This is a genomic window from Nocardia carnea (assembly GCF_029869215.1).
Taxonomy (GTDB): Bacteria; Actinomycetota; Actinomycetes; order Mycobacteriales; family Mycobacteriaceae; genus Nocardia; species Nocardia carnea_B.
The window spans coordinates 1-12,184 of record NZ_JARWPM010000075.1 but is presented as its reverse complement, the minus strand read 5'-3'; the positions used below and the strand labels follow the sequence as shown (position 1 = coordinate 12,184).

Here is a 12,184-nt window from a genome sequence, read left to right as displayed (position 1 = left end):
GATTACGGGCGTGCTCCGGTGCGAACCCCTGCAGTTCACGAGGAAACGGCGCGGCACCGTCGATGGCGAGCACCAGGGGGAATCGTTTCGACGCCACGGCGGCGGGTGCCTGCTGTTGCGGTATCGGCGGGTGGTTCGCGGGGGGGGCCCCCGCGCCGGCGGGCGCGGCGGCGCTGGTGGTATTCCTCGTAGATGAGATCCGGGGGCAGCGGACGGTCGCGCAGTTCCGGGAATTCGGCGGCGTAGTCGGCGAGTCGTTTCGGCCGGTCGGCCCGGAACCAGCGCTGGGCCAGATCGATCTTGATCAGTTCGATGAGCGCAACCCGGCGCAAGGCCGGGGATCGGGGCAGGTAGCGGGCGAGTTCGGGCGGTGCGGGAGCGTTCTGCCATGCCGTAGTGAACCGGCGCAGAGTGTCCGCGAGCTGATTGCCGTGCAACTGCCCGAGGGTGTCCGCGCGCGGTGTGGCGGGTTGCCCCATCTGGGAATGGTAGCGCCGTGCGGGCCCGGAGTGTCGGGCGTGGCAGGCGTATTTATGTGTAACCGCCGGTTACACATAAATTGATTCCGAGGTGAATGCGCCGACAGGCGACTTCCCGTAGCCAATATACAGCAGGTGATCTCCTGGTGCTGCGCCCGGCAGAAACCCGCGCTACATGATGACCACGCACCCTTCACCGGACGACAGAGAGCACAGGATCTGGCTCAACGCCAGTAACAGGGCCTGCACAGGATTGGACGGAACCACGGCCGGGGTGACCATCGCAGCCTCCGTGTTCTGAGATCGGCAACGTCGTATCCGGGATATCGCGGGGACGGCGCCGGGTGTTAGACGTCGGCGGGGACAAGGCGACCGGCAACGCTCGTCCGATGGTCATCGCGGTGTCATCCGCGGGCCACCGGTGTGTCAGGCGCGTGCGGGATCCCTAGAACATGGATACCACGCGCAGGCGTTTCCTCCGGCAGGGCGCCGCGGCCGCCGCGGTACTCCTGGTCGGCACGGGCGCGGCATCCGGTGCGCGGTTCCGTGCGCCGCGCTACCTCGGCGATCCCTTCACCCTCGGTGTCGCCTCCGGTGATCCGACCGCAGACGGCGTGGTGCTGTGGACCAGGCTGGCGCCGGATCCGCTCGCCCCGGACGGTTTCGGCGGGATGGGCCGCAGCCCGGTGACGGTCGACTACGAGGTCGCCCACGACGACCGATTCCGCCGGGTGGTGCGGCGCGGTTCGGTGCTCGCGGATCGCGCTCTCGGGCATTCGGTCCATCCGGAGGTTCACGGCCTCGAACCGGGTCGCTGGTATTTCTACCGGTTCCGCGCGGGCTCGGCGATCTCGCCGGTCGGGCGCACCCGTACGGCACCCGCCGCCGCCGACCGCGTGCGCCGCCTGCGGTTTGCGTTCGCGTCCTGTCAGGCGTGGAACGACGGCTGGTACACCGCCTACGACCATATGGCCGGAGAGGATCTGGACCTGGTCGTGCACCTGGGCGACTATCTGTACGAGTACCCGGTCAGCGGTGCGGTGCGGGGTCTCCCCGTAGAACCCCAGCTCCGGCACGAGCCACGCGACCTGCGCGGGTACCGGGTGCACTACGGCTGGTACAAATCCGACCCGGCCTTGCGCCGGGCACATGCGGCGTTTCCGTGGCTGGTGACGATGGACGATCACGAACTCGCCGACGATTGGGCCGGCCGGCGCGCGCAGACCCGGATCGACCGCGATATCGTCGCGCCGATTTTCCGGGCCCGGCGGGCGGCGGCCTTCCGCGCGATGTACGAACACCAGCCGCTGCGCCTGGCGCAGCTACCGGCCGGGCCGCGAATCCGGCTGCACCGCCGCTACCGGTTCGGCTCCCTCGCCGAGATCACCATGCTCGACACCCGCCAGTATCGCGGCGGCGGATCGATTCTCGGTGCGCGGCAACGGGAGTGGCTGGTGGACGGTTTCGCGGCCTCGCCGGCGCGCTGGCAGATCCTCGGCAACCAGGTGGTGCTGGGTCGCACGGATCACGAGGCGGGTCCCGGCGTGGACCTGTCCGCCGACGCCTGGGACGGATTTCCCGCCGAACGTGCCGCCGTACTGTCGGCCGCCGCGGCCCGCGCGGTCCGGAATCTCGTCGTGATCACCGGCGACCGGCACGAGAACTACGCCGCCGATCTCCGGGCCGATCCGGCCGATCCGCGCACTCCTGTGGTGGCCGCGGAGTTCACCGGAACCTCTATCACCAGCGGCGGTGACGGCGTGGACACGTATGCGCGCGGCACCGAACTGCTCGCCGCCAATCCCGACCTGAAATTCTTCAATGCGCAGCGCGGATACGCCCGGGTCGACGTGGATGAGAAGCTCTGGCGCACCGATTTCCGGGTGGTTCCCTATGTGAGCCGTCCGGGTGCCCCGGTGTACACCCGCGCGTCGTATGTGGTCGTCGACGGGGTGCCGGGGGTGGCCCCGGCCGGTGAGCGGCCTGCGGAAGAGCCCACGGCGGCCCGGCCGGCCGCGGTGCGGGCCGCGCCGGGCCCGGGCGACGAGATATCCCCGGACGCGGGCTGACCGGGCGCCGATCTGTACGTGGCGGGCGCCGAACGCCGTCCTCGCGGGCCGCGCCGGTCCGGCAGCCGTGCGGTGCTCGTTGCGACTCCGCCGAGCGTCGGCCGTGGCTCAGTGCTCGCGACGGACGACCGGTGGTGCCTGCCGGAGTTCGATGGCGACGAGTAGTTCGACGAGATCGGTCACCGTGCGGATATTGCGGCCGGTGAGTTGCTGGATCCGGCGCAGCCGGTACTTGGCGGTGTTGTGGTGGATACGCAGCGCATCGGCCGCTTCGCGCAGATTCATATCGGCGGCGACGAACGCCCGGATGGTATCGGCGAGGACGGCGCCTTTCGCCTGGTCGTCGGCGAGGGTGCGGGCGATCCGGGGATCGACGAGAGTGCGCGCGGTGTCGTCGGAGCTCAGTACGAGGTAGCGGAACGGGGTGAGTTCGGGCAGGGCCACGACGCCGCCGCCGTCCGGGATCAGGTCCAGCGCCGAGCGTGCTTCCTGCCAGCCGCGCGGTACCGCCTCGACACCGGTGAGCACCGTGCTCACCCCGAGGGCCGCGGTGATGCCCTCGGCCGCGAGTCCGTCGCGGGTGCGCCGCAGCCGCGTGCACAGTTCTTCGGTGGTCGCACGGCCGAGCCCGGCTATGGCGACGATATCGGTGTCGCGGGCGACGGCCAGGATACGGTGCCCGTTGACCCCGGTGCGCGCCAGTGCGGCCGAAACAATATGCGGGGCTTCGTCTTCGGCGCGCGGCGCGGCACCGCGCTCGGTGCGATCGAGGACCGCGCCGGCGATGACCACGAGGCGTTCACCCGCGCCGGTGCCGATACCGTGGGCGGCCGCGGCGGCCACGAGCGGGCCGCGTTCGGGCAGCGCCCCGGCGAGCAGGGATTCGATCAGATCGCGGCCGTCACGACCGGCCTCGGTGGATTGATGCTGCTGGAACTCCAGGTAGGCGTGGGTGGCCTGGGTACTGATCAGGTCGCAGTAGCGGGTCAGGGGCAGCACCATCGACAGGGTCGCCTCCCGGGCGGCGGGTGAATCACCGGCCTGGGCGACGAGTGCTTTCCAGAAGGCCTGCTGGCCGAGCCGGAACGCGGAGATGTAATCGGCGAGGGGGAGCCCGGATTGGGCACGGCGTACCGCCGCCCGGCGGGTGTAGGCCAGATCGGCGGGGGAGACCCGCCGTTTCTCCAGCAGCGCGCCCAGGCCGGTGCGGCACAACCTGGCCACCTGGTCGTGCACATCGGCCCGGAATTCACTGTCGCGGCCGGCGTATCCGGGGACCTGCGTGAGTATCGCGCTACTGCCGCGCTCGGCGATCTCGTCGGCACGGTCGTAGACGCTGCCGACGATACGGGTGCGCGCGAGCTGGACCGGGTCGGGCAGCGTAGTGGCGACCATAAGTTTTACACCAGGCAAAGCTGGTTGGTCCACTCCCGCGACTCGAAAGTCAACATTCGTACGCAAATGTATCAAATTATCCGCAGGTCGTTTGTCCTCGGTGGACAAATGCGGCGCCCATAATTGGGACGCAAAGGCTGATGTGTTTCATTCTGGCCACTCTTACGCTGGCCTGACCCATAGCCGGTCCGGCGGACTGTGCGCTGCCCCACAGGATTTCGACCGCGACCACGCACCCGGAGGATTCATGCTCGAGATATCCGGCCTCACCGTCCGATTCGGCGGTATCACGGCACTCGACGACGTCGGATTCGCTGTGGCTACCGGCGAAATGGTCGGCCTCATCGGCCCCAACGGCGCGGGGAAGACCACCCTGTTCAACTGCCTGACCCGCCGCTGCGCCCCGACCGCCGGCGCCCTGCGCTACCTGGGCACCGATCTCACCACCGTGCGCCCGGACCTCATGGCACGGCTCGGGATAGCCCGGACCTTCCAGAATCTCGGGCTGTTCTCCCGTATGTCCGTCCGGGACAACGTGCTCGTCGGCGCCCACCATCGCGCCCGGTCCGGCTTCGTGGCCGCGAGCCTGTTCCTGCCCCCGGTGCGTGCCGAGGAACGCCGGTTGCGGGCCCAGGTCGACGGCCTGCTGGAACGACTCGGACTCACCGAGGTCGCCGATCACCCCGCGGCCGGGCTGCCCTTCGGCACGCTCAAACGCATCGAATTGGCCCGGGCGCTGGCCGCCGGCCCGCGCCTGCTGCTGCTCGACGAACCGGTCAACGGCCTCAGCCACGGGGAGGTCGGCGAATTCGCCGGCCTCCTCGCGGGCCTGCGGGTGGACTTCGATCTCACCGTGGTGGTGGTCGAACACCATATGGGCTTCGTCATGGGCATCTGTGACCGCGTCGTCTGCCTCGAGTTCGGCCGGGTGATCGCCGACGGCGCACCCGAGGACGTGCAGCGCGATCCCGCGGTCATCGAGGCCTACCTGGGCACGGCGGCGTGACCGGCCCCGCCGTCCCGCCCGAGAGGAACAGCATGAGTAACGAACCCTTCCTGGAAGTCAGCGGTCTCACCGCGGGATACGGTGCCGGCCAGGTGGTGCACGGGGTCGGTTTCGCCGTCGCCGCCGGCGAGGTGTGCGCGGTGCTCGGACCCAACGGCGCCGGGAAGACGACACTGCTGCGGGCGCTCAGCGGCATGGTCCGGGTGCGCGGTTCGGTGCGGCTGGCGGGCACCGAGATCGCCGGGCGGGCGCCGGAGAAGATCGCCCGGCTCGGGGTCGCGCATGTTCCGGAGGGGCGCGGTACCTTCACACCGCTGACCGTCGAGGAGAACCTGCGCCTGGGTGCCTACTCCCGCCGCGCGCGCGGAAGTGTCGAGGCCGATCTGCGCCGGGTGTACGACTACTTCCCGGTCCTGCGCGAGAAGCTGCACGAAACGGCCGGTCAGCTCTCCGGCGGGCAGCAGCAGATGCTGGCGCTCGGCCGCGCGCTCATGTCCCGGCCCCGGCTGCTGCTCCTCGACGAACCGTCGCTCGGGCTGGCGCCGCTGGTCACCCAGGAACTCTTCCGCATCGTGCAGGCCATCAACCAAGAGGAACGCACCACCGTGATAGTCGTCGAGCAGAACGCTCATCTCGCGCTGCGCGCCGCGCATCAGGCGCATGTCCTGGAAAGCGGGCAGATCGTGCTGTCCGGCACCGCGGCCGATATCGCCGCGGACGAACAGGTCGCCCGGTCCTACCTCGGATACCGGGTGTGACCGTGACCGGATTCGCGCAGCAGATCATCGAAGGCCTCAGCGCCGGCGCCCTCTACGCCGGGATGGCGCTGGCCCTCGTCCTCATCTACCGGTTCACCGGCATCGTCAACTTCGCCCAGGGCGAACTGGCCATGTTCTCGGCGTTCCTGGCCTGGCAGCTGATGCAGAGCGGAACACCGTTCTGGCTGGCCCTGCCGGTCACCCTCGCGATCTCCTTCGCCGCCGGCATGCTGATCGAACGGATCGTCATCCGGCCGGTCGAAGGCGCGCCGGAACTCACCCTGGTGATCGTCACCGTCGGGCTGTTCTTCTTCGTCAACGCCGCCGCGGGCTGGATCTGGTCGTATCAGCTGAAAAGCTTCCCGAACCCCTTCCCGGAGGGCGCGCTGCGCGTGGGCGGAGTCTCCGCCGGGTACGGCAACCTCGGCATCCTCGCCGTGGTCGCGGTGGTGATGGGATTGTTGTATCTGCTGTTCCGGTACACCCGGACAGGTTTGGCGATGCGCGCGGTGGCCGCGAATCCGCAGTCGGCGCGGTTGGTGGGCATCGGTGTCGGCACCGTTCTCGCGCTCGGCTGGGGGCTGGCCGCCGCCGTCGGCGCGGTCTCCGGGGTGCTGTCGGCGCCGCTGCTGTTCCTCGAGCCCAACATGATGGGCGGCGTCCTCATCTACGCCTTCGCGGCCGCCACGCTCGGCGGGTTCGACAGTCCGGGCGGCGCGGTCGCCGGAGGCTTGATCGTCGGGGTCGCGGAAACGCTGGCCGGCGCCTATCTCGACGTGATCGGCACCGAACTCAAAATCGGTGTGCCGCTGGTGATCATCCTCGGCGTACTGCTCATCCGGCCGCAGGGCCTGTTCGGCACCCCGGCGGTGGAACGGGTATGAGCGGGTCAGGCCCGGAGGCGGCAGCGGAGCGTGACCACGGAGGGCCCCCGCTCGTGCCCCATGGACACGGTATGAGCGGGTCAGGCCCGGAGGCGGCAGCGGAGCGTGGCACCGCGAGTGCGCCGCTCATGCCCCACGCAGACAGCAGGAGCGATATGGGAATCCCGAACACCGTGGTGGCGCCGGAACATCGGCCGCCCGTTTCCGGAACAGGACGAACGCGGCCCCGGCGGATCCGCTGGTCGTGGCTTCCGGTGGCCGTGGTGCTGGTGGCGGCCTGCTGGGCGCCTTTCGAATTGGCGCCGTTTCATACCTTCCAGCTGGCGCTGGCCATGATCTACGCGGTCGCGTTGCTCGGCCTGAACCTGCTGGTGGGCCATACCGGGCAGATCTCGCTGGGGCACGGGGCGTTCTTCGCGGTCGGCGCGTACACCACCGCGATCATGATGGACCGCTGGGACGCACCGTATCCGGTGACCCTGCCCGTCGCGGCGGCGGTGGCGTTCGTCCTCGGGATCGGCCTCGGAATTCCGGCGCTGCGACTGCGCGGACTGTATCTGGCGCTGGTCACCCTCGCCATCGCGATATTCCTGGTGCCGTTGCTGAAGCGGTTCGAATCGGTGACGGGCGGCTCCATGGGCCTGACCCTGGACAAACCCCGGCCGCCGGCGTGGAGCGGGCTGGCCGAGGACCAGTGGTTGTACTTCCTGGTGCTGGCCGTCACCGCGGTGAGTTATCTGCTGGTCGCCGGGTTGCTGCGGTCGCGGGTGGGCCGGGCGTTGCATGCCGTACGCGACAACGAGATCGCCGCCGAGGTCACCGGCGTGCGGCCGGCGTTCTACAAAACGCTGGCCTTCGCCTGGGGCGCCATGTTCGCCGGGGTCGCGGGCTGTGTCTACATCTGGGTGATCGGTTATGTGTCACCGGATTCGTTCACCCTCACCCTGTCCATCACGCTGCTCGCCGGACTGGTCGTCGGGGGACTCGGCGGCCAGTGGGGGCCGCTGCTGGGCGGATTGTTCGTCATGTACGTGCCGAACTTCGCCCAGGACATCAATCAAGCCGCGCCGGGAGTCATCTTCGGGCTCCTCATCATCGCGGTCATGTACCTCGCGCCGAATGGATTGGCCGGACTCGTCGGCCGGGCGGCGCGCTGGCTCGGACACCGGGCCCGGAAAGGAAGAACCGATGCGCACTAGAGCGATACAGGCGGCGCTGGCCGCCGCGGCGGTCCTGGTCGCCGTCGCCGGCTGCGGCAGCCGCGACGACGCCGGCGAGTCCGTCGCCTCCGGCGACTGCCAGGGCCAGCAGACGACCGGTCTCACCGATACCGCGATGAAGCTGGGCGGTATCTTCCCGCTGTCCGGCCCGGCCTCGGCCTATGCCGAACTCCCCAAGGGAATGCAGGCCTACTTCGAGTACGTCAACAACGAACAAGGCGGGATCGACGGGCGCACGGTCGAATACCTGCTGCGTGACGACGGCTACCAGCCCCCGAAAACCGTGGAGGAGACCCGCCGGCTGGTCGAACAGGACCAGGTGTTCGCCATCCTGTCCACTCTCGGGACGCCGACCTCGGCGGCGGTCTGGGATTACCTGAACCAGCGCGAGGTACCGCAGATCTTCGTCGCCGGCGGAGCCACCCAGTGGGGTGCGGGCGAAGGACATCCGTGGACCATCGGCTGGCAGCCCAGCTATCACGCCGAGGGCCAGATCTTCGCGCGCTACGTCATGGAGCAGCAGCCGGACGCCACCGTCGCCGTCGTCTACCAGAACGACGATTTCGGCAAAGACCTGCTGGCCAGCTTCAAAGAAGCCACCACCGGCAGTGGTGTGAAGGTGATCGCCGAACAGAGTTACGAGGTCACCGATCCCAGCGTCGACCCGCAGTTGCGCAACCTGGCCGATTCGAAAGCCGATGTGCTGCTGAACTTCGCGACCCCGAAGTTCGCCGCGCAGACCCTCGCGGCCGACGCGCGTAACCCCGAATGGAATCCGCTGCATATCCTCACCCAGGTTTCCAGCACCATGAGCGTGCTCGCACCCGTCGGTTTCCCGAATGTGCAGAACGTGGTCACCTCGGTCTTCGTGAAGGATCCCGCCGACCCGCAGTGGGCCGACGACCCCGGAATGCGGCTCTACCGCGACAAACTCGCCCAGTACGTACCCGGCGCCGACCCCAGCGACGGCTACACCCTCGTCGGCTGGGCCATGGCGCAGAGCTTCCACAAAACCTTCGACGCGGCCGCCTGCAAGACCCGCGAGGGGTTGCGGGACGCGATGCGCTCGCTCGACAACGTAGCGATCGACCTGCTGCTGCCCGGTATCACCCTGCAGACCGGCGCAGGCGACGGCTATCCGATGGAGGCCATGCAGATCCAGCGGTTCCAAGGCGACCGCTGGGTGCTCGAGGGCGATCTCGTCGACACCTCCGGCAACTGAACCGCCTGCCCAGAAAACGTCCGTGGCGCACCCGGCGCCCACGGCCGCCTCGATATCAACCGATGAGGACATAACGATGAAATTCCGGACCAGCGTAGTCACCGCCGCGATCGCGGCGGCCGCCCTCGGCGCGACCGCCGCCCCGGCCGCCGCCCAACCCGCTCCCGTCCCCCGCGAGCTCACCTACGAGATCACCCGCTCCGGTGACACCGCCGTGGTGGAGACCAACGGCAAATGGCAGGTGGTGGGCGATCAGCTCATTCTGAAGGCGATCGACGACACCCCGCTCAGCACGGTGCCGCTCACCTACCGCAAAGACAATATCGCCTTCCCGATCGCCGCCACGATCGACGGTGGCACCGCGGTACTCACGCCGCAGCGTGAGGGCGGGGTACCGGTGGCGCCGGTGAGCGCGCCGATCGTGACACCGGAACAGGCCGGGCAGGAGGTCGCCGAACAGTTCACGCCGCGCGATATGCAGGCGCTGGGGGTGTTCACCCAGCGGGCGACGATGAGCGCGGCGATCGCCGGTGCGGTCGGCGCGGTGATCGGCGGCAGTCTGGGCTGTGTGCTCGGTGCCGCGACCGGTGCCCTGGTCTCCAGCCCGATCGCGCTGCTGCTGGTGCCGTTCGTCGGGGCCACCATCGGCGGCTGCGTCGCCGGTGCCGCGACCCTCGGTGCGGCGGGCGGCATCATCGGCGCGTTCCTGATCGGCGGGCCGGTCGCGGTGTTCGCGGCCTTCCAGTACTTCTCGACGATCCTGTCCCCGTGCCCGCCGGAGCACCCGGCGTGCCGGCCCACGACCCCGTAGGCAGCGCACGCTGTCCGGTGCAGCCCGTCCCGATTTCCGGGGCGGGCTGTAATTTTGGAGACGCTCCGCGTCTCGAGGGTGGGGCCGGGATGGGACCTCAGGTCTGTGCTGGGGCGTGGGGTGCGGGAGGGGGTGGCATGCTGTGGTCTATGGTCGATATTCGCCTCGAGTTTTCCGATTCCGTTGCCACTATCACGCTGGACCGTCCGGCTCAGCTGAATGCCTTCACCACCGCGATGGGGGTGGAGTTGATCGAGGCGTTCGACAGGTGCGATCGCGACGACGCCGTGCGGGCGATCGTCATCACCGGTGCGGGGCGGGCGTTCTGCGCCGGGGCCGATCTCTCCGCCGGGGCGGAGACCTTCGTCGCGCCCGAGGGCGGGGAACCGGAGGACTTCCGTGACGGTGGTGGGGAAGTGGTGCTGCGGATGTTCGAATCGCGCAAACCGATCATCGCCGCGATCAACGGACCGGCCGTCGGAGTCGGTATCACCATGACGCTGGCCGCCGATTTCCGGCTGGCGGTGGACAGTGCCCGGATCGGGTTCGTGTTCAACCGGCGCGGCATCGTCCCGGAATCCTGTTCCAGCTGGTTCCTGCCGCGGCTGGTTCCCGTGCAGAAGGCATTGGACTGGGTGTATTCCGGCCGGCTCGTCGATGCCGCCGAAGCGTACGAGGCGGGCCTGTTCTACGGGCTGTACTCGCCGGAAACCCTGCTGGACGAGGCACTGGCGCTGGCGCGGCGCGTCACCGAACATTCCGCTCCGGTGTCCGTCGCGTTGTCGCGGCAGATGCTGCTGCGCGGGCTGGGGGCCGAGCATCCGATGATCGCGCACCGGGTGGAGTCGCGCGGCATTCGGCTACGCGGTGCCAGCGCCGATGCGGCGGAAGGGGTTTCCTCGTTCCTGGAGAAGCGTCCGGCGCGTTTCCCCGACAGCGTGGCGCGGGATACGCCCGATATCTTCGGAGCCGATCTGCCGGTACCGCCGTTCCGCGACTGACCCGGATTGCCCACGCGGAGTGTACTTTCGGTAGCACGTACCTGGGCAAAAAGGAGTTCGCAAAAGTGCGCATCCACCCGGTGGCTTGTCTAGGATTTGTGGCACAACGATTTTCGGAGGTGCTGCATGCCGGACGAAGTCCTGGCGCCCAATATCGAGCTCTTCTCCCGTAACGGTTTCGCCGGCCCGAACACCACCATCGTCCGGGCCCAGTACCGGCCGCGTTTCCTGCGCGCCCGGGGCGAATACGTGCCGCGCCGGTTCCACACCTGGGATCTACCGGCGGATGTGTTCGCCGAGCCGAAAGCCCTCCCGGTGGCGATCCTCGAGGGCGAGGGGATCGGTTTCGAGCTGAACCGCCGCGCCGCCGCCATGAGCTTCGGCTATGTCAACGTCTGGGCCGACGAACTGCACTACATCGTCTCCGGGCGCGGCCGGCTCGACACCGAGGTCGGCACCCTCGACGTCCGGGCGGGCGATTTCGTGCTCATCCCGCGTGCGGTCACCTACCGGTGGGACGATATCGCCGAGGAGATCACCGAGTTCATCGTGGTGACCACCAGCGAACTGAGGCTGGACCCCGAAGGCGCACCCGGAACCTTCAACCCCGATCTGCATCTGGACCGCCCGGTACCGCACGGCCGGCCCGGTCTCCCGGTGGACGACGAATACGAGGTAGTCGTCCGCACCGGCGACAGGTTCACCTCCTACTTCTACGATGTGGACCCGATCCCGTGCCTCGATGTGATCGGCGCCCCGCTCGTCGTCCGGTTCAATATCGAGCACGTACACGGGCTCGGTGTCGCGGAGGGCGGGCTCGCGCCCGCACAGCTGATGAGCAGTACGTCCGGGCGTGATTTCGTCTTCGGCGTCGGGAGCCGGCACAGCACCCGGCCCCCGGTACACCACAACGCCGATTTCGACGAGGTCATCTGCTACGGCATGGGTCCTTCGCCGTGGGGGTCGGTCGATACGCCGGGCACCATCACCTGGACCCCGAAGGGCATCCTGCATCAGGGGCCCGAGGAGAACGTGCAGCCCGGCTACCGGGCGTGGCTGCTGGAAACCAGGTCGTCGCTGACGATGACCCCGGCGGGCCGGGATATCGCCCACCTGATGGAAACCGACCAATACGGTGTGCACCCGGCCGAAGGGCAACCGGTCACCGCGCGCTGACCCACCTCCGGGGGGGGGGGGGGGGGGGGGCGGGGGGGGGGGCCGCGGGGCGGGGGCGCGGCGCGGCCGGGGCGGGCCGCGCGGCTGCGCGACAAGGAGAAGCAGCTCGTCGCCAAGCGCGCCGAGCGGGAGAAGCAGTGGCGTTCCGGTGACCTGGACGTCG

General features: G+C 69.0%; 11 protein-coding genes. 9 read left to right on the top strand and 2 right to left on the bottom strand.

Annotated features, from left to right (window positions below):
• Positions 1 to 35: 35 nt before the first annotated feature.
• A complete protein-coding gene (locus tag QH276_RS03805) occupies positions 36 to 479 on the bottom strand; it encodes a hypothetical protein (protein WP_348536945.1) in 444 nt (147 codons plus the stop codon).
• Between the two features lie 452 nt (positions 480 to 931).
• On the opposite strand from QH276_RS03805, the gene QH276_RS03800 reads away from it, so the two are divergent.
• Positions 932 to 2,548: an alkaline phosphatase D family protein gene (locus QH276_RS03800; protein ID WP_280400337.1), complete on the top strand. Its 1,617-nt coding sequence runs from the start codon at positions 932 to 934 to the stop codon at positions 2,546 to 2,548.
• Positions 2,549 to 2,656: 108 nt separating this feature from the next.
• Here QH276_RS03800 and QH276_RS03795 read toward each other — a convergent pair whose 3' ends face one another.
• Positions 2,657 to 3,943 carry a PucR family transcriptional regulator gene (locus QH276_RS03795; protein ID WP_280406626.1) on the bottom strand — a complete coding sequence of 429 codons (1,287 nt, stop codon included), beginning with the start codon at positions 3,941 to 3,943 and terminating at the stop codon, positions 2,657 to 2,659.
• A gap of 247 nt (positions 3,944 to 4,190) precedes the next feature.
• Between QH276_RS03795 and QH276_RS03790 the strand changes: the two genes are divergently transcribed.
• The 8 genes from QH276_RS03790 (at position 4,191) to QH276_RS03755 (ending at position 12,021) form a co-directional block, all read left to right on the top strand.
• Positions 4,191 to 4,949, top strand: a complete 759-nt coding sequence (locus QH276_RS03790) for an ABC transporter ATP-binding protein (RefSeq protein ID WP_280400335.1) — start codon at positions 4,191 to 4,193, stop codon at positions 4,947 to 4,949.
• Between the two features lie 32 nt (positions 4,950 to 4,981).
• A complete protein-coding gene (locus tag QH276_RS03785; RefSeq protein WP_280400334.1) occupies positions 4,982 to 5,707 on the top strand; it encodes an ABC transporter ATP-binding protein in 726 nt (241 codons plus the stop codon).
• Complete coding sequence (locus QH276_RS03780) at positions 5,704 to 6,591, top strand: branched-chain amino acid ABC transporter permease (RefSeq protein ID WP_280400333.1); 888 nt, start codon at positions 5,704 to 5,706, stop codon at positions 6,589 to 6,591. The genes QH276_RS03785 and QH276_RS03780 overlap by 4 nt, the downstream gene beginning before the upstream one ends.
• Before the next feature lie 155 nt (positions 6,592 to 6,746).
• Positions 6,747 to 7,790 carry a branched-chain amino acid ABC transporter permease gene (locus QH276_RS03775; protein ID WP_280400332.1) on the top strand — a complete coding sequence of 348 codons (1,044 nt, stop codon included), beginning with the start codon at positions 6,747 to 6,749 and terminating at the stop codon, positions 7,788 to 7,790.
• On the top strand, positions 7,780 to 9,033 hold the full coding sequence (locus tag QH276_RS03770; protein ID WP_280406625.1) for an ABC transporter substrate-binding protein: 1,254 nt from the start codon (positions 7,780 to 7,782) through the stop codon (positions 9,031 to 9,033). Before QH276_RS03775 ends, QH276_RS03770 begins: the two co-directional genes overlap by 11 nt.
• Positions 9,034 to 9,109: 76 nt before the next feature.
• On the top strand, positions 9,110 to 9,844 hold the full coding sequence (locus tag QH276_RS03765) for a hypothetical protein (RefSeq protein WP_280402263.1): 735 nt from the start codon (positions 9,110 to 9,112) through the stop codon (positions 9,842 to 9,844).
• Between the two features lie 149 nt (positions 9,845 to 9,993).
• Positions 9,994 to 10,845, top strand: coding sequence for a crotonase/enoyl-CoA hydratase family protein (locus QH276_RS03760; RefSeq protein WP_280402262.1), 852 nt, complete (start codon positions 9,994 to 9,996; stop codon positions 10,843 to 10,845).
• A 126-nt stretch (positions 10,846 to 10,971) separates the two neighbouring features.
• Positions 10,972 to 12,021, top strand: coding sequence for a homogentisate 1,2-dioxygenase (locus QH276_RS03755; protein ID WP_280402261.1), 1,050 nt, complete (start codon positions 10,972 to 10,974; stop codon positions 12,019 to 12,021).
• Positions 12,022 to 12,184: the final 163 nt, after the last annotated feature.